General features: G+C 62.8%; 18 protein-coding genes and 2 pseudogenes. 10 read left to right on the forward strand and 10 right to left on the reverse strand.

Annotated elements, in window-relative coordinates:
- Nucleotides 1-501 precede the first annotated feature (501 nt).
- Complete coding sequence (locus AC1Q7O_RS27325) at nucleotides 502-1,152, forward strand: hypothetical protein (RefSeq protein ID WP_492662512.1); 651 nt, start codon at nucleotides 502-504, stop codon at nucleotides 1,150-1,152.
- 757 nt (nucleotides 1,153-1,909) lie between these two features.
- The gene (locus tag AC1Q7O_RS27330; protein WP_492662511.1) at nucleotides 1,910-2,146 is read left to right on the forward strand and encodes a PEP-CTERM sorting domain-containing protein; all 237 of its coding nucleotides are present in this window, start codon (nucleotides 1,910-1,912) and stop codon (nucleotides 2,144-2,146) included.
- 265 nt (nucleotides 2,147-2,411) lie between these two features.
- On the opposite strand, the gene AC1Q7O_RS27335 is transcribed toward AC1Q7O_RS27330, so the two are convergent.
- Nucleotides 2,412-3,035, reverse strand: coding sequence for a tyrosine-type recombinase/integrase (locus tag AC1Q7O_RS27335; RefSeq protein WP_492662510.1), 624 nt, complete (start codon nucleotides 3,033-3,035; stop codon nucleotides 2,412-2,414).
- 358 nt (nucleotides 3,036-3,393) lie between these two features.
- Nucleotides 3,394-3,546 carry a hypothetical protein gene (locus AC1Q7O_RS27340; protein WP_492662509.1) on the reverse strand — a complete coding sequence of 51 codons (153 nt, stop codon included), beginning with the start codon at nucleotides 3,544-3,546 and terminating at the stop codon, nucleotides 3,394-3,396.
- Nucleotides 3,547-3,605: 59 nt separating this feature from the next.
- On the opposite strand from AC1Q7O_RS27340, the gene AC1Q7O_RS27345 reads away from it, so the two are divergent.
- A complete protein-coding gene (locus AC1Q7O_RS27345) occupies nucleotides 3,606-3,899 on the forward strand; it encodes a hypothetical protein (RefSeq protein ID WP_492662508.1) in 294 nt (97 codons plus the stop codon).
- Between the two features lie 118 nt (nucleotides 3,900-4,017).
- Here AC1Q7O_RS27345 and AC1Q7O_RS27350 read toward each other — a convergent pair whose 3' ends face one another.
- From AC1Q7O_RS27350 to AC1Q7O_RS27360, 3 genes are read right to left on the reverse strand one after another with little or no spacing between them, the layout of a single operon-like run.
- Nucleotides 4,018-4,758, reverse strand: a complete 741-nt coding sequence (locus AC1Q7O_RS27350) for an SDR family NAD(P)-dependent oxidoreductase (protein ID WP_492662507.1) — start codon at nucleotides 4,756-4,758, stop codon at nucleotides 4,018-4,020.
- A 14-nt stretch (nucleotides 4,759-4,772) separates the two neighbouring features.
- Nucleotides 4,773-5,375 carry a flavodoxin family protein gene (locus AC1Q7O_RS27355; RefSeq protein WP_492662513.1) on the reverse strand — a complete coding sequence of 201 codons (603 nt, stop codon included), beginning with the start codon at nucleotides 5,373-5,375 and terminating at the stop codon, nucleotides 4,773-4,775.
- A 14-nt stretch (nucleotides 5,376-5,389) separates the two neighbouring features.
- Nucleotides 5,390-6,274 carry an SDR family oxidoreductase gene (locus AC1Q7O_RS27360; protein WP_492662506.1) on the reverse strand — a complete coding sequence of 295 codons (885 nt, stop codon included), beginning with the start codon at nucleotides 6,272-6,274 and terminating at the stop codon, nucleotides 5,390-5,392.
- A 158-nt stretch (nucleotides 6,275-6,432) separates the two neighbouring features.
- On the opposite strand from AC1Q7O_RS27360, the gene AC1Q7O_RS27365 reads away from it, so the two are divergent.
- Nucleotides 6,433-7,344, forward strand: a complete 912-nt coding sequence (locus AC1Q7O_RS27365) for a LysR family transcriptional regulator (RefSeq protein ID WP_492662505.1) — start codon at nucleotides 6,433-6,435, stop codon at nucleotides 7,342-7,344.
- A gap of 228 nt (nucleotides 7,345-7,572) precedes the next feature.
- On the opposite strand, the pseudogene AC1Q7O_RS27370 reads toward AC1Q7O_RS27365, so the two are convergent.
- A pseudogene (locus tag AC1Q7O_RS27370) lies at nucleotides 7,573-8,169 on the reverse strand (MFS transporter); the annotation flags it as partial.
- Between AC1Q7O_RS27370 and AC1Q7O_RS27375 the strand changes: the two are divergent.
- Both AC1Q7O_RS27375 and AC1Q7O_RS27380 read left to right on the forward strand, forming a co-directional pair.
- Nucleotides 8,168-8,416 (forward strand): hypothetical protein, encoded by a 249-nt coding sequence (locus AC1Q7O_RS27375; protein ID WP_492662504.1) that lies wholly within the window; start codon nucleotides 8,168-8,170, stop codon nucleotides 8,414-8,416. The pseudogene AC1Q7O_RS27370 and the gene AC1Q7O_RS27375 overlap by 2 nt on opposite strands.
- A gap of 12 nt (nucleotides 8,417-8,428) precedes the next feature.
- Nucleotides 8,429-9,385: a LysR family transcriptional regulator gene (locus tag AC1Q7O_RS27380; protein ID WP_492662503.1), complete on the forward strand. Its 957-nt coding sequence runs from the start codon at nucleotides 8,429-8,431 to the stop codon at nucleotides 9,383-9,385.
- On the opposite strand, the pseudogene AC1Q7O_RS27385 reads toward AC1Q7O_RS27380, so the two are convergent.
- Both AC1Q7O_RS27385 and AC1Q7O_RS27390 read right to left on the reverse strand, forming a co-directional pair.
- Nucleotides 9,297-9,932 (reverse strand): annotated as a pseudogene (locus AC1Q7O_RS27385) (redoxin domain-containing protein); the annotation flags it as partial. The gene AC1Q7O_RS27380 and the pseudogene AC1Q7O_RS27385 overlap by 89 nt on opposite strands.
- Before the next feature lie 108 nt (nucleotides 9,933-10,040).
- Nucleotides 10,041-11,318, reverse strand: a complete 1,278-nt coding sequence (locus AC1Q7O_RS27390) for an endonuclease/exonuclease/phosphatase family protein (RefSeq protein WP_492662502.1) — start codon at nucleotides 11,316-11,318, stop codon at nucleotides 10,041-10,043.
- A 256-nt stretch (nucleotides 11,319-11,574) separates the two neighbouring features.
- Here AC1Q7O_RS27390 and AC1Q7O_RS27395 point away from each other — a divergent pair, with 256 nt between their 5' ends.
- The 4 genes from AC1Q7O_RS27395 to AC1Q7O_RS27410 all read left to right on the forward strand — a co-directional run bounded on the left by AC1Q7O_RS27395 (nucleotide 11,575) and on the right by AC1Q7O_RS27410 (nucleotide 13,552).
- Nucleotides 11,575-12,051: an H-NS histone family protein gene (locus tag AC1Q7O_RS27395; RefSeq protein ID WP_492662777.1), complete on the forward strand. Its 477-nt coding sequence runs from the start codon at nucleotides 11,575-11,577 to the stop codon at nucleotides 12,049-12,051.
- 105 nt (nucleotides 12,052-12,156) lie between these two features.
- Entirely contained in the window at nucleotides 12,157-12,486 is a 330-nt protein-coding gene (locus tag AC1Q7O_RS27400; RefSeq protein WP_492662500.1) for a hypothetical protein, read from the forward strand.
- 461 nt (nucleotides 12,487-12,947) lie between these two features.
- Nucleotides 12,948-13,241, forward strand: a complete 294-nt coding sequence (locus AC1Q7O_RS27405; protein WP_492662499.1) for a YlcI/YnfO family protein — start codon at nucleotides 12,948-12,950, stop codon at nucleotides 13,239-13,241.
- Complete coding sequence (locus tag AC1Q7O_RS27410) at nucleotides 13,238-13,552, forward strand: type II toxin-antitoxin system RelE/ParE family toxin (RefSeq protein WP_492662498.1); 315 nt, start codon at nucleotides 13,238-13,240, stop codon at nucleotides 13,550-13,552. Before AC1Q7O_RS27405 ends, AC1Q7O_RS27410 begins: the two co-directional genes overlap by 4 nt.
- Before the next feature lie 389 nt (nucleotides 13,553-13,941).
- Here the strand turns inward: AC1Q7O_RS27410 and AC1Q7O_RS27415 are convergent, their stop codons facing one another.
- Both AC1Q7O_RS27415 and AC1Q7O_RS27420 read right to left on the reverse strand, forming a co-directional pair.
- Nucleotides 13,942-15,630, reverse strand: coding sequence for a ShlB/FhaC/HecB family hemolysin secretion/activation protein (locus AC1Q7O_RS27415; protein ID WP_492662497.1), 1,689 nt, complete (start codon nucleotides 15,628-15,630; stop codon nucleotides 13,942-13,944).
- A 75-nt stretch (nucleotides 15,631-15,705) separates the two neighbouring features.
- On the reverse strand, nucleotides 15,706-16,850 hold a 1,145-nt coding region (locus AC1Q7O_RS27420), incomplete at its 5' end, for a YDG domain-containing protein (RefSeq protein ID WP_492662778.1).

A 16,850-nucleotide genomic window follows, 5' to 3' on the forward strand; every position in this document is an offset into this window, starting at 1 on the left:
CCATCCAGGGAGATCGCGGCCTGCGGCCGGATCAAGCCCGCGAACTGTTCATAACTGCGTGCTGTGCATAACGCTGCTTATGGAGAGCTTTCCATAAGCAGCGGTTGCCGTCATCGGGGATCAGCCACCGAGTTCACGCTCTCTGGCCTGTACCAGACGTCGGCGGACGTGGCCGGCTGACCGGTTCAACGACCGGTGTCAGGGATGTTGCGGTCGGCCAAGGCTACCCGGGGCAGTCGTCGTCGAACAGCTGCCGCTTGAAGCGTTTGAATGGCGCGACCGACCCACAGCGGCCCCTGCCTAGCCAGTGTTGGACTTCTGTTATCGCTGCCAAGCAGCCAGTCTTGTGTTGGCGTCTGGATTTGTGATCAAGCTGGGACCGCCCCCCGCAGGCAAGGGGTTTGGCACGCAAAATCATGGCCCAGGATGTCTAGACTAGGCCAGAAACTCAAAGGGGCCGTTGACGTGCCATTTTTTAGACATCTAACCTGCGCCGTAGTCTTGCTGGCCGTACTTCAAGCCGGTGCAGCCGCAGCGCCAATTACCCTCAACTTCGATGCCGTAGATAATACTGGGGGAACAATATGCTTGCCTGGCAATGAATTGATGGAGTCTGGCTTCCGAATTCAGGCCAGCAATATCCCGCACGGCGCCGTGCCGGACTCTGCACTATGCGCGTGGTACAGACCAGCACCATTTAATCCAAATCCAACCGGGGCTTCGCTGTACGCCAGCTATACTGGTTCAAATATTCAGATTGCGCGAACTGGCGGACAAGCTTTCTCGCTCCTTTCGATTGACCTTGCAGACATCTATAACTACGGCGTCGCAGGGAATGTGCGATTCGCATTTCATGATGCATATGGGGTGAGCGAGGTCGTCACTGTTTCACTAGATCTGGCCGAAGGCCTTCAGACTGTTGCCTTTGGCAAGATGAACCTGTATAGCTTCAGTATCGAAGGCCTTACCACTCCAGGCGGCGTTGTGCAGTTCGACAACGTACGTATTGATTACGAGGCGTCGGAGTTGCCCGAGCCCGGTACCGTAGCGCTCTCAATCTTGCCAATGCTCGTAATGTTTACCCAGATGGGCCTGCGCAATAAGAGACGTGAGAAATCAGCGCTGCGCGTAACTCGGCGCGCCGAAATATAGCTCCTCAGATTTACCCAATGCAGCAGGTACGAATCCCTGATGGCCCGCCTTGCGGGCTGATTATTAATCTGCATCGCTTTCAAGGCCCTGTTGCAGTGACGTGGGCTGGCGCCGGCGAGGACAACCAAGTGGGTTCGGGACGGGGAAGTCCCATTTGTAGAGCACCCGCTTTCGCGTAGCGAATGCAGGTCAAATGGAAGTCCGGGTTGCGCGAGAATGTCCAAGGCAATATCTTGTTGGATTCGATAACTAAGAGCTCACCACAATGAAGATATCAAAGTGCGTCCTGAGCGGCATAGCAGCACTGGTGGCGTCCTCTACAAGTTCTGCGGGCATCGTGGTAGAGGCGACTGCCGGACCAATTACGCATGCATTCGAAAGTAACTACACCATTGAATACTTGTTAGGTTCAAGTTTCGGGGCTGTAAACTGGCCTGCGTTTACGACAAGCCTATCAAATTCCAGCTCAATCACATTCAAACTTAGTGCGCCTACGGGTCAGCACTTTCAGGTAGACGAGAGGCCGCCCACTTTCTATCGGTTTCTGTCGGCCGCTTCATCCGCCTGGACTGCCCCAGGGGCGACCGGAATTGGGTTGGGCACATATCTTCCGGGGCAAATCTCATTCGAACAATTTAGGGGGCCTGCTCCTGCGAGAAGTGATGTCTATGCACGCCTTTCTACTGATCGAAAATCTTTGCAACTGTCTGCCACCACCGTGTGGGATGGTTCAGGCTCTCTCTCATTCAATTCGGTCATGTTCACGATTGATTTGTCGGATATAGAAGGCGAAACAATCCCGACGTATACGTATTTGGCGAATAATTTTGGACCCACGTTTCTGAATTTCTTCAATCCCGGCCCGGGATTCGATCCTGGCCCGTCAATTCGTCTCGTCTCCTCCGTTCCAGAGCCTGCGACGTTATTTTTGTTCGGTGTTGGTGGCGTGGCTGTTGCTTGTCTCGGACGTAGGAACTTAACCCGTGCTGTTTGAGCCTGTCCATCGGCCCGGATAACTCGCCGATGGCGCAGTGCTGGGCATCGCGGCCCCAGTTCCGGGCGACAAAATACCGTCCCGCTGTAGTGCTGTCGTTCGCCGTCTGTCTCGTATTTCAGCTTTGGGCACAACGCTGCCACTCGCGGCGAAGCATCGAACCGGGGAAGCTGGGCGGGAGCTTCGACCAGCCTGGTGCCCCCCCATAGCAGCCGTTTCAGGCGGCCGACCCGCCCTTGGCGAGAATCGGCCGCCGGCTGGCTTCTCAGATCTCCGTCTGCTCCGAAATCTCTAGCGCGTCATCCACCTCGATGCCAAGGTACCGGACCGTTGACTCCAGCTTGGAATGCCCGAGCAGCAGTTGAACGGCTCGCAGGTTCTTGGTCCGCCGATAGATCAGCGTTGCCTTCGTCCTTCGCATCGAATGCGTCCCGTAGTCGGCTGGGTCAAGCCCGAGTTCCTGCACCCAGCCTCCCAGGATTCGGGCGTACTGCCGCGTTCCCAGATGCGGCGAGCCGTGCATGCGACTCGGGAACAGAAAGTCCTCGGATCTCAGCCCGGCTTGCTTGATCCAACGCTGCACGGCGTCACGGGTCACCGCCGTGATCTCGAACTGAACGGGGCGCTGCGTCTTGTGCTGCATCACCACCGCCCGACTAGCGACGGCGTCACCGTGGCAGACATCCCGTACTTTGAGCGCGACGAGGTCGCAGCCGCGAAGCTTGCTGTCGATGCCGAGGTTGAACAACGCTAGCTCCCGCACACGGTTCTCCATCTGTAGCCGGACGCGAAGTGCCCAGATGTCCTTGACCTTGAAGGGCGCCTTCTGCCCGACGATCTTGCCCTTGTTCCAAGGCTCCCGCGAGAGGATGCTGGTTGCTGGTCCCATGATGGTCTCCCATCGAGTTGAGGGCCAAACAGCATGCGCCCTTGCGACACTGACCGTGCTGGCTGCCGTCCGCTGCACGAGGGGCAGCTTTCCGGGACTTGGTTGACTTCACGCTGTCGGCCAGGAGCGGCCGCATGCGCCAAGTCGGCCGCAGGCGGGTCAAGGCTGATCTCCGTCGTTCGTCGATCGAGGCCGCAATAACTGCTGTTGCCAGAAGCGGTCGCCTGCCCTGAGGCGGCTCGATGGGCAGCTAACCCCCTGCAAGCCGCCGTTCAGCACGGTAGCGTGAGGTCAGCATTGTTGCGATGCCCGCGCAGACCGTGGCGACCGACACGCCGGAGAGGATGAAAGACATCGCTCATGCGAATTGATGCGCCGCTACTAGCCGCAGCGCCTGCGCTGCGTACATGGACCCAAACCCGCCAAGTGCCACGCTCAGCACAACGCGCGCTGCCAGCAGCATGGCCAAGGTGTTCGCCTTGGCCGCGATGATGTTGGACAGCAGCAGCACCGACCAGTGCAGTGGCGGTGACCGCTTGACCAGCCGCGCCGTCGCTGACGCCCAGGTCGGTGGCCATCGCCGTCAGCAGGCTGATCGGCAAGAACTCAGCCATCACCAAGCCGAACACGCCCAGTGCCAGCGATGCGATGGCGGCCCAGTTTGAGGTGGCCGCGGCGGATCTGGATGGCGATTGCAGGGCGTCGGCCGGCAATGCAGAGCCGCTGGAGGAGAACAACTTAGACCCCTTCAAGAAGACGCGTCGCGATACCAAGCCTGGCATCCAGTCACCGCCAAAAAAGACGGGGATCGAAGACGGCTGCTTTCACAACCGCTTCAACCCCCGTGACCAAAGAGCAGCTTGAGGAGCTGCCGGGGATGATCTTTGCGATGACAAGGCCAAGACGCGCGAGCATTCATCGCCAATTCGCTGTCCGAACGAGCGGGAAGATCGCTCGCTGCGACGACGGGATCGGGCCGGATCTATGCGTTGGCTGCGCCGTCCACCGTGAGTTCCGCTCCGTTGACCGACCGCGCCTGCGGACTGGCGACAAAGGCATACAGAGCGGCCAACTCGTCGGCGTCCGCGTAGCGCGGGATCGCCATACGCTGCAACTGGCTCTGAGCATGCTCGCCGTCCGCCGGATTCATGTCTGTGTCAGTTGAGCCCGGGTGGATGACGTTGACCGTAATTTTTCGGGGGCCCAGGTCGCGTGCCAAGCCCTTGGTAAGGCCGATCAATGCAGCTTTGCTTGCCGCATACAAAGTCATTCCGCCTGCGGGCACACGCGTCGCGAGGTTGCTGCCTGTGTTGATGATTCGGCCGCCATCGCTCATGTGGGCGAGCGCCGCTTGCGTGGCGACCACGACCGCGCGCAGGTTGACGGAGAAGGTCTCGTCGATGTCCGCGAGGCTGGCGGATTCGATGGAACCCGTACGGAAGATCCCGGCGTTGTTGACCAGGATGTCAAGACCGCCGAGTTCTGCCGCTGCGCGATCGACCGCTGCCTTCACGGAGGCCGGGTCGGCGGCGCTCATCGCGACCGTGACGGCTCTGCGTCCGGTGCTCAGAATCGCCTTGGCAACCGCATCCGCGGCCGTGGCCGACTTCTCGTAGCCGATTGCGACATCGGCACCTTCAGCCGCGAGGCGACGCGCGACCGCGGCTCCGATACCGCGGCTCGCGCCAGTGACAAAAGCCCGCTTTCCAACTAGCGTGTTCATGACGGCTAGCCCATCTATGTACCGAACGGTGCCGAATGTTGGCGAGCAGCCTTGTGAGGCCAGGCATTCGAGTAGCGCTTCGCAACGACCCGAAGCCTTTCACCAAAGCGCTTGGCCGTCTCGATATCGCCTTCCAACACTTCGTCAACCGACGCATCGACCGGGGTTGTGGCCATCGCACCGGAGGAGGAACCCACATAGTTCAGGTCGTTGCGCAGGGCGGCCTTGGTGTTGGAGGGCATCATGCCGGTGCCAACCCATAGGCCGCTGTGTTGCATGGCAAACGTCATGAAAAACTGCAAAGTGGACAGCTTGTCTCCGCTCATGCTTCCGCTGTTGGTGAAGCCCGCGAAAAGCTTGTCTTTCCATTTCTGGGCCATCCAGGCCGCGGAAGAGTCATCGGCGAATCTCTTGAACTGCCAACTCGCGCTGCCCATGTAAGTGGGTGAGCCAAGCACGATCAAATCCGCGGCAGCCAGTCCCGTCCAGGCGGATTCAGGCAGAGTGCCTTGCGCATCAATCTCCAGCAATGCGGCCTCGGCGCCTTGGGCGACGGCCTGCGCCAATCGACGCGTGTGGCCATAACCGGAATGGTAGACAACCACAATGGATGGCATGGTGTGTTGCGCGTTCATTGGGCAGCCTTCCAGCGCGCAGCCGTTTCCAGCGCGTAGTCGCGGTAGCTCCGCAACGAGGTGCCCAGTTCTTGCTGCATGCGCTCGACTGCGCCAGCAGAGCCCAGCTCGCCATCCCTCTGCATACGCGCCATCATGAGCCGCATGTCATAAGCCATCCAGGCGGGTGCAAAGCTCCGGAACCGCGCTTCAAAAGGTCCGATGTCGTCACCTGCGTACTGGACGGTCTTGCCCAGCACATCACTCCACACAGCGGCGGCGGCTTCACCCGACAGTGCTGTTGGCCCCACGACATCCAGAACCTCTGTGGGCAAGGGTTCGCTTGCGGCGTTTCGGCGCTGCAGATGTCGTGCGGCAACCTGCGCCACGTCGCGCGCGTCCACCATCGAAATACCTGCACTGCCGATAGGCATGGGATAGACGCCCCGCTCCAGCACATCGGACTGAATCAGGGCATCGTCGTTCTGCATGAAGTAAGCGGGACGCAGGATGGTCGCGTGCATGCCAAGCTGTTCGATCATGCGTTCAACCGTGTGCTTTCCAGTGAAATGCGGAACATCGGTGAAGTGGTCGCTGTGCATGACAGACAGGTACACGATGCGCTCGATACCTGATTCGCGCGCCAGGTTGAGCGCAATCAGCGCCTGGGTGACTTCGTCTGCGGCCACCGTGTTGAGCAAGAAAAGCGTTCTTGCGCAGCCCATGGCCGCGCGCATCGAATCAACGTCCTGAAAGTCCCCCTTGACCGCCTTGACGCCCGGTGGAAACCGTCGCTTTTCTGGTGTTCTGGTGAGGGCGTGAACGTCTGCGCCTTGCGCGGCCAGAAGCGCCACAACTTGTGAGCCGATAAGCCCCGTGCTGCCCGTAACGAGTATGGTCATTGAGTTGCTTGAAAGTGTGTGATGGCTGGGTGAAGCAGGTCTGGGGACAGGCAAGGAAGCGATCCATGCGTGCTCGTTCGACCCGACAACAAGCTGAACTATTCATGGTTTAACCTTGCACAAATAGACTCGTTTGGTGGACATCGGCGTACACAAAAATGAACAACGAAAACTACTCGATCGACGATCTCCAGTGGTTCATCAAGATCGCGGAGGCAGGGAGCCTCTCACGGGCATCTCGCCAACTGGATGTCCCCAAATCAACCTTGTCGCGCCGCCTGGCGCGCATGGAGACGGCAGCAGGGGTCAGTCTCGTCAAGCGCAACACCCGAGCCTTCGCATTGACCGACGCGGGCCAACGCCTGCTGGATGGAACAAGTTCACTGGTCCACAAACTGAACGCCGTCACCCAAGAGCTTTTTTCTCAGGATCAAACGCCAAGTGGTCGCGTTCGTCTTGCTGCGTCAGCGACGTTTGGCAAAGTCGTGCTGCTTCCGCTGGTGACTGAGTACTTGTTCAAACACGAGCATCTGGAACTGGATGTCAAGCTCAGCAACCGCCACGTCAACGTCGTCGAAGAAGGCATTGATCTGGCGGTGCGCATAGGCGAACTTGTCGATTCCAGCCTGAAGGCCCGTGCCGTCGGCACCGTACGCCCGGCCCTGTTTGCAAGCCCCGCCTATGCAAGCCAGTACGGGCTGCCGCAGCATCCAGGTGAACTCAGCACGCATGCCGGCCTTATGCAGTCGAGGGAGGCCGCAGAAATCAAGCTGCATTCGCGAAACAGAACCGCAAAAGGACTGTTGCGTTCACGTTTGGTCATCGGCCCTTCCGACGCCTTGGTTGCCCCTGCCTTGGACGGACTGGGAATCGCCGTACTGCCCGAGTTCCAGGCTGCGCCGCTGGTCGCATCAGGTCAATTGGTCAGGGTGCTGGAAGGCTGGCAAATGTCCCCGCTGAAAGTCCATCTGATCTACCCCATGCAGCGCCATCAATCACCCACAGTTCGGGCACTGATGGCATTTCTTGTGGAGCAGATCCCAAAACGGTTGAAGACACTGTCGATCTGATTTGCTTCGAGCTAACTAGACACTTACTAGCTGTCGGGAGTCAGCGTTTTGGGAGAGCTCCTGCCTCGAAGCAGTCATTCGTCGAGGCCAGCAGGTGGCCGAAATCTGACTGCGAGGCAACCCTGTCGCGGGCAAGGCGCCGTCGTTCTGACTAACGGGAACTATGGTGCATGCGGCCAACGAGTCGATTCCTCAAGCTCCAGCTGGGGACTCCGCGCTGTCGGCACCCGCCTCACGGGCCGACACGAACAGCGCGATGAAGGCCATGGCCAGCAAGCCCATGGCGGTGACGGCCCAGAACGTCGACCGCGAGCCGCAGTGCAGGCCCAGCCATGCGCCGGCCGGCACGCCCAGCAGCGTGGCAACCGTCAGGCGGGTGAACATCGTCGAGATCGTCGACGCCTTGCGGTCCGCCGGCATCACGCTCGTGGCCACGGCACCGCCCACGCTGAAGAAGGTGCCGTGCGCCAGCGATGTGACAACGCGCGCCACCATCAGCACCCAGTAGTCGGTCGCCAGCGCGCAGGCGATGTTGCCCAGCGTGAAGATGGCCATCAGCGCGAGCAGCGCGGTCTTGCGCGGCACGCGGCTCAGCGCGGCCGTCAGCACCGGCGAGCCGACGAACACTCCCAGCGCATAGCCCGAGATCAGCAGCCCGCCCATCGCGACGCTGACCTGCAGGTCGCCGGCCAGCCGCAGCAGCAGGCCCATGATGATGAACTCGGTCGTGCCGATGCCGAAGGTGCTGGCGGTCAGCGCGTACAGCGCCCAGGGGCGCTTGGTAGGTGTGGCTGCGGCGGGCGCAGCGGAGGAGGGCGGGGGCATGGTCGGTCTGTCGAATGCGGCGATGGACGAGGAGATGACCGTCGTGCCGATGCCGAAGGCGCCGGCGGTCATCGCGTACGGCCAGAGGCTCTTGGCGGGTGTGGCTGCGGCGGGCGCAGCGGAGGAGGGGGAATGCATGGCCGGTCTGCCGTATACGGCGATGGAGGAGGAGATGACCGGCAGGTTAAGGATCTGCATTCGATGTAAAAACCACCAGGTCCCGGAATTAGTTTCAACGTTTCATTGAAAGGTGCCTGGCATGAGCAGCCGCGTCGACGATCTGAATCTCTTCCTGCGCGTGTTCGACGCCGGCTCCATCAGCGCGGCGGCGCGCAGCCTAGACCTGTCGGTGGCGGTGGCCAGCCAGCGGCTGCGGTCGCTGGAAACTTCACTGGGCGTGCGCCTGTTTCATCGCACCACGCGCAGCCTCACCCCCACTGACGAAGGGCTGGCGCTGGCTGCTCAGGGCCGCCCGCTGGTGGACGACCTGCAGGCGCTGATGGCCGGGCTGCGCCAAGCCGGCACGGGCGTCAGCGGCACGCTGCGCATGACGACCTCGGCCACGTTCGCGCGGCAGTACGTGTCACCGCTGCTGCCGGAATTCATGCGGCGGCATCCGCAGCTGCGGCTCAGTCTGGATGTGTCCGACCAGGTGCACGACCTCGTGACGGCTGGCTTCGACCTGGCGCTGCGCATCGGCGCGCTGGAAGACTCCAGCCTCGTGGCGCGTCAGCTGGCCGTGAACCGGCGCGTGCTGTGCGCGTCGCCCGACTACCTGCGCCGCCGTGGTCCTCCCGCGCGACCGGAAGAGCTGGTGCAGCATGACTGCCTCATCCTGGTCGGCAGCCAGGGCCGGGCGGATGTCTGGCGCATGAAGGACAAGCGCGGCCGGGAGGTGGCCGTGCGCGTGGACGGGGCGCTGGAAAGCAGCCAGGGCGAAGTGCTGCGAGATGCGGCGGTGGCCGGCATGGGTATCGCTATGCACTCGACCTGGCATGTGGCGGACGACCTGCGCGCCGGGCGGCTGGTGGCTGTGCTACCGGACTGCAAGCTGCCCGAGACCGGCATTCACGCGGTGATGCCGCAGCGCCGGCTGGTGCCGGCCCGCGTGACCGCCTTCGTCGACTTCATGGCCGAGAAGATCGACGGTGTGTCGCCGTGGGGGCGCGACGAGAAGTCGCCGCGCTCCAGGAAGACCAGCCCGGCTGCTTCGTGATGCGCAGGTAGGGCTTTTGGGCCTTCCAACTAGCAGGGAACAGCGTCTTCGCGTCTTCATCGCTGACCGAGCCCGCAATGATCACGTCGTCGCCCTGCTTCCAGTTCACGGGCGTGGCCACCCTGTGATTGGCGGTCAGCTGCATCGAGTCCAGCACGAGCAGGATCTCGTCGAGGTTGCGGCCCGTCGTCATCGGATAGGTTGGCATCAGCCTGATGCGCTTGTCCGGGCCGACGATGAAGACCGAGCGCAAGGTGGCGTTCGTTGGCGTGCGGCCCTCGGACGTGCGTTCGAGGTCAGCCGGCAGCATGTTGTAGAGCTTGGCGACGTTCAGGTCGTGGTCGCCGATCATGGGGTACTTGGGCAGGTGGCCCTATGTCTCCTCGATATCGGCGGCCCAGCGGTGATGGTTGTCCATCGGGTCCACGCTCAGGCCGATGAGCTTGGCGTTGCGCTTTGTAAACTCAGGCTCGATCTTGGCCATGCAGCGCGGCTCGGTCGTGCACACGGGCGTGAAGTCCATGGGGTGCGCGAACAGCACGGCCCACGCGACCGGTTTATGCCAGGCAGCGTGAACTCGGTGGATGCTCGCCGGTGGCGGCAATCGCTGCAAAGCGGTCCGCCGTTCTTGAGTCAGAGATTCTTCCACTGACGATCAGCTCGGCAGTCTGACCTCTACAACCAGGGGACAGTGATCCGACACCGCAAGCAACGGCTCGGGATGTTCCGGTGGACGGGCTGATAGCGATCGACCAAAGTTGCCCAAAGGAATCTTCGTCGCCGTGAGCGGTGTTTTCGACAGGGTATCCGATACGAGCACGTGATCGAGCCCAACCGGGTTGCGACATCCCAGTCCGCTGCGGTCACTCAATGCACGACGTTCCTCGGCAGTGAGCAGGCGTGACTTAGCCGCCTCGCATGCTGCCGTCACAGACTGAGAGCCGCTGCAAGCCGGCGGGACCAGAACAACCTTGGACGACACAGGCTGCGCATCGTTAACTTCCAACAGGAGGTTGCGCGTTAGTGTGGTGCCTGACCTGCTTGAGGCCAGGTCGGTGTTCCCGTCGCTGCGAATGGGCTCTGCGCCAGCTACCTTCGCGGCTTCGTGGTTCAGATTCCGATTGAAGTCGCCGAGGACGACAAAGTGGTCCACTCCCTTGGGGAGGTTCTCGATCGCCGACTCCAGCGGCGCCACCTGCTGCTGCAGGATCGGACACGGATCAGTAGGACCCTTGTTGCCATCAAGCTGCCCGCGGTCCAGCGGAGACACGCAGGAGGATTTCAGATGCAGCGTCAGGAATCGGATGCGTTTGCCGGCGAGCTGTAGCGTGATCGCAAATCCCGGTCGCACCTGATCCTTCTGCGGCAGATGCGGCAGCGACAGCTCATGGATCACCTGACACGTACCGGATGGGCTGCCCAGCGACTTTCGCCAGGCGAAGGCCAGTCGCTGCACTTTGTAGCCCGTGAAAGAGCAAACCTCGTAGTCGGCGGACGCCGCCCCCAATGCGTCGCGGACCGCTGCAACTCCAGAGACCTCCTGGAACGCGATCACATCCGCCTTCACGTCGTCGCGCAGCAGCTTGGCGATCTGCTCGTTGCGTTTTGCCCATGCCGTAGGCGTGACTGCGATACCGGTACGGGCGGGCGAGCGATAGACACCGCAGGGCGGCATCACCGCCAGGTCGACGCCTTCCAGCGTTGCGCGGCTCTCGTCCACCTCCCAGCCGGTCTTGGCTCCGGGCGTCTGGGGCTCAACGACATCCCAGACACCAGTCTGCGGGTTCTTGATGAAGCTCTTGCCGCACTGCGAGATCCAAGAGGCCAGCTCGGCCTGGGAGACGTGCCAGCCCAGGTTCCATGTGGCGACTCGCAGCGACACAGGCTGAGCCGATGCCGAGATAGCAACCGAGCCCATCAGGAAGGTCGCCAAGGTGGAAACGACAGAACTGCACTTGTGCATGAGCATTGGCGAATAGCAAGTCGTCGGTATTGTGAATGGCCATGGCTTATCCAGCGACTGTCGATCAGATTCGCGGCGCTGGGGTCGCTTGGCGCTCACTTGAACAAAGAGGCCTCAGCGAACTGCAAACGCATCTGGGATCGAACCAAGAAGGCGCGGGTGCTATCGTCGCGATGTGAAAAGATCACTCGACAACGTCGAGCAAACTCGATAAGGGGTCCACGCAGTGGCGAAATCTCTCTCCAGCATCATGTCGCAGATCGAACGGCTGCAGAAGCAAGCCGCTGCGATTCAGTCCGAAGTCATCACGCGCATCCGCAAGGACATCGCTCAGTACGGGCTGACCGCTGAACAGCTCTTTGGCACGAGTGCAGTGAAGGCTGCTGGAGCCCGGAAGGCGTCCACGAAACAGGCCAAGACCGAGAGGGCTGCCAAGTACGGGGACGGTGCAGGCAACACGTGGGGCGGCATGGGCAAGCGCCCGGCTTGGCTCCACGAGGCGCTCGCTGCGGGCAAGTCGCTGGAAGATTTCCTGCTTGCCACGCCCGCTGCGGCATCTGCGAAGACAAAAACCGCCAAGGCCTCGGTAAAGCGCAAAGCCGCACCGAAAGCTGCTACGTCGGCGAAGAAGCGCAGCGCCGCTGGCGCTCCGGCCAAGCGCGCGCGACGTGCCAAGCCGGCCGCGGAATCTGACGCCTCTTGATTTCGAGACTGCGCAGCAATCGCGCGGATCTCTTCAGGGCATAGGCGTCGGTAACGCTCATAGCTAACCCAGCATCGGATACTGCGGTCGAACTGGAGTCATGGCATGCAGATCAAAGACGTGAGGCCAGAGCCGTACACCAAGCAGTTGCGCTGCGACCGATGCGGCCTGCTGTCCGACTCTGGTGATTTCGAGTTCCAGGAGTTCGCCAGCATCGACATGAAGGCTGGATATGGATCGATCTTTGGGGACGGTAACGATGTCCAGATCGACCTGTGCCAGCACTGCGTGAAGGCAGTGCTGGGAAGCTGGCTTCGGGTCACCAGTTCCGACGACCGCGCCCGCGAGCAGCAGGAGCTGCTCGATCGCTTTGATACCGAGCGGCACGGCGGTGAGTTTCCAAAGAGCGATGCTGGCGAGCAAATTCGGCGTTAGGGTCTTCTGAAGTAGAAGCTCGTCGTGCCCGACGACGTCTTTGCTCCTCCTCCGGTGGACGTTTTCAAGGGCGGCCAAGCTGAGCCCTGCTATGTCGCAGGTTTCGGCACTGTTGAGCGGCTTGTCCAGTGCCACTTGGTACGCTTTCTCGACAACGTGGGAGCCACGTAGCCGCTGCGGCTCACGATGACGGTTCAAGGCTGGTGTGAGACGTTCGTCGCTGGAGGCCTGAACGGAGGCGACAACGGACAGCGGTCACCCAGAGCCAGCAGCCGCGACCGACTGCTTCAGCGCCGACTTCTGTCACCCGATGATGGGCTGGCGAGCATAGGAGGGTCGGCCGGGCTTCATGTGATTTCACGCGAAAAGTGGCTTAACTCGTCGTCGGCGTTCAGGCAATCTGAAATTTACAAACCACTCTAGGCTTTGACGCCGCAACTCATTTGCAACACAATCGAGGCATGAAGACAGCCATCATCCCGCAGGTGCGCATCGAGCCCCAGCTCCGCGCCGACCTTGACGCCGTCCTGCGCGACGGCGAGACACTGTCCGAATTCGTCGAGTCGACGGTACGCGGCGCTGTGGAGCACCGCCTTGTTCAGAGTGCCTTCGCCGCGCGTGCTGACGAGGCTTGGGCGCGCTTCCAGCGCACTGGCGCCGGCCGGCCGGCTGAAGACGTCATCGCCGACATGCGGACGCGCCTAGAGGCCAGGCGCAAGGAGCTTCAAGGCAAGCGCCGTCCGGCCGACGCATGACCTACCAGGTCATCTTCGAGACCCAGGCGAATGAAGACCTACTGCGACTGCACGAGCACCTCCTCGAGCGCGCCGAGTACGTCGAAGACCTAGAAATCGCCAATCGCGCCATCGACGCCATCCAGACGGTGGTCCTGGCGTTGGCTGTATCGCCGATGCTGTTTCGCAAGCGCAGTGGCGGCGGTCCGCTACGACGCGAGCTCGTCGTTCCGTTCGGGTCGACCGGGTACGTCATCGAGTACGAGGTTGCAGGGCCCGAGCTGGTCGTCGTGCTGGCCATCCGTCACCAGCGCGAGCAGGACCTTCACTGAGCAGGCCCGACGCCGGCCCCACAGAGGGCACCGAACGACCGCTTCGGCAGACCGTGTCGAGCCCGTTGCCGTCGCAGCCTACGCTGTACCGACCGACAGCTAGGTGCCCAAAGCCGAAGTTCGAGATAAGCGCTGAAGGGCGTTTCGCAGTAGCTGCTGTCATCAGTGTGACAGCAGCTGAATTCACAGTACCGGGCACCAGGCAGCTATCCATTCACCCGGTTGGCCGCCGGACTTATTGACCCTTGCGGTCGGCAGCGACCACCAAAAACGCAGAGGCGAAGCCGCCAATTAGCAGGTTGGCCGGTTGCCGATCACTCAACTTGTTCATTAATCAGCGCGGCCTTCGCGGTGATGAACACCCAGGCCTTTTTGCTCGCCTTCGGCGTTTAGAACGTGAAGCCGGCCTGCACGAGCACCCGTGTTTTCGGAAGGGGCTCGCTCGTCGGCGCGCCACCGCTTGTGCGGTGCACGGCCATCAGCTTGGCGAAGCCGCCCCGGCCCATGCTGGCGCCAAGGCTGAGGCCAACGCCGGCGAGGTAGCGGTCGGCATCCATGTTGCCGATCGAACGGGCGATCTCGGCCCAGCCGTGGTCGGTGAAGACGCCGCCATTCCAAGCCAGGCCGGCGACGGTGCCGAGATCGCGGCTCAGCTCAAGGCGCAGCAGCACGGCGCGGTCGCCGCTGAGCTCGCCCGCAGGGTAGGCGGCCACGGCGTGCGCGCCCGACACGCTCATGCGCTCGCTGCCGTCCAGGTTCTTGCCAGCCAGCGAGGTCTGCGCCTTCAACGAAGCGGTGGCCAGCCACTGCTGCGGCAGCACGGACGTGCGCGCAACGCTGAGATTCAGACGCGTCCAGTGGCCTGCGGTGCGCGAGCCGGCGGCGTCGAGAGCCTGGGCCTGCGGGTCGCGTATGGACAGATTGCCGGTCGTGACGGACACGCTGGCGCGCGTCTGCCCGTCCAGGCCTAGCCAAGCATGTTCGCGCCGCAGGCTCAGTTCGGCGCCCAGGCTGACTGAGCGCTTCTTCACGGAGGTTTGTGCCGCTTGCACGTCGTCGGTCAGCTCCCGCATGGCGATCAGCAGTGATGCGTCGAGGCTGTGCGCGCGGGTGCGCTTGACCGGCCGGCTCAGCGTGGCCTCCACCGAGTTGGCCCGGCCCTCGGCGCCCAGGTCGGCATAGCGGTCACCCAGGGTGTACTGCGTGCGCGACAACGCCGCTTCCAGACGCGTGCCGTCGGTGGACACGAGGCTGGAGTAGGCCAGGCGTCCGTTCAACAAGCCGGAGCCGTCAGTGGCGACGCCGGCCAGCGACAGCCGATCGCCCCGGCCGGAAGGGGAGTTCCAGTCGACGCTGCCCGACAGCCGAGTGCGGCCTGTGTAGACGGAGCCGTGGTTGTCCAGCGCGATATAGCCATTGCGGGCAGCGGTGGCCTCGGTGCCGATGGCGAAGTCGCTCGTACCCACCTGCTGGCCGGGCATCACGTCGGCGCGCACGACCCTCACGCCGGGCGTGTCGTTGATGATGAGCATGGCGCGCTCCAGCGTGTCGAGGCTGACGATGTCGTACTTCTTCACGTCGTCGAGCAGGCCCTGCACGATGTCGTCTCGCACGCGGCTCTTGTTGTCCAGCACGAAACGGCCGTAGTTGCCTTCTACGACGCGCAGCGTCAGCCGGCCGCTGGTGATGTCCTGCGCCGGCACGTAGGCACGAGCGACGAAATAGCCTTGAGTGCGGTAGTACAGCGTCAGTCGCGTAGCGAGCTGCTCCAGGCCTTCCACTGTGAAACTCTTGCCTGCGGCGTCCTTCACCAGCTCAAGCAACGGCGCGTTGTCGATCTCGCGGTTGCCGACGACCTCGACGGACTCGATGCGCACCTGCTCGCCGCCGCCCGGCAACTTCTGCAGGGGGGGCGCCAGAGATGCGCCAGAAATCTGTGGCAGCGGCGCTGCCGCGGGCCGCGGCGCGCTGGGCGGCACCTGCTTGAGCACGTCGCCAATGCCTGGGGGCTGTTGCGCGAAGGCGGTCTGCTGGCAGGCCAGCACGGCGATGGCTAGGGCAATGGACTTGAGCTTCATGTCATTCCGTGGTGACGCGCGGGTCGGCTGGCGGCGGCCGGTGCGCGCGGGGGGAAGGGGCTTGGTGAGGCGCGTTCAACGTGTGCCGGCAGGCGGCTGTTGCTGCGAGCCGCGGTCACGCGGCGCCGCACTGCCCGTGGCGTCGCTGCCGCTCTCCGTGCGACCTTGTGCGGTGCTGCTGTTGTCGGCCACGACAAACAGCAGTTGGTCCACACCGCTTGGCAGGCGCACGCCGCCGTTGACGATTTCGGCAAGTGTGTTGCGTCCGACCGGCACGCGCACATCTGGGCTGCCGGCTGCGGCGCCGCCAGGGGCCGCCAGCAGCGAGCGGGCCTGGGTCATACCCACCGCTTGGCTGGGCTCGGTACCACTGGGTGCGGCCACTAGGCGCAGGTTCGACGCGTCGCCCAGGCCCTGCGTCAGCGCCAGCGGCGCTACCACCACATTGGGCGGCGTCGGCAGCAACAGGGACGGCTCGGTTTGACGAGCAGGCAGCTGAATCAGCGCCGCGACGTCTGTGCGCACGGCCTGGGCCACCGCCTCCTGGATCGTGTTGTCGCTGACGTTCAACGTCAGCAGCGTGTTGCCGGTGCTCGCGATGACGTAGTGCGGGTCGCTCGGCGAGAAGGCGGCGCGCACGACGTAGGTGCCGGCGGCACGCACTTCGCTGACCTGCACCCCGTCCTTCCACAGCGTGTAGGTCACTGTCCCGGGCGCTGTGCCGGGCACCGTGTTGGCCCAGCTAAGGGCGACGAAGTTGTCCACCTGCTCGGGCGTCACGAGCACGCGGCCGTCGGCCACGTACACCTTGGTCGGATCGTTCGCGGTTAGGCTGTAGGTCACGGTACGCGCCAGCAGATTGCCTGTCACATTGGTGCCGCTGCCACTGCCGAGGCTGTAGTTGCCCGCGGCAGCACCCGTGAGCGACAGCCCCGTGACCGCCACCGGTTTGCCGTTGGCGGCGTTCTGGTCAGCATAGGCGGCGCTGAAGTTCACGTTCAGCGCATCGCCGGGCACGCGGTTGTCGGTGACCGTCGCGGGCGCCACCAAACTGCCATCGAACACCTTGTCCGCGACACTGAAGCTGAGGTTCAGCGTGCGTGGCGTGATCTGCACGGCACCGATCGGCGCGGCCAGTGTGTAGTTGCCGTTGGACGACGCCAGCGTGCCCAGGCTCACCGCCTGGCTGCCGACGTTGGCGCTGGCAAGCTGTCCGGCAC

This window comes from Roseateles sp. GW823-FHT07B05 (genome assembly GCF_058794515.1).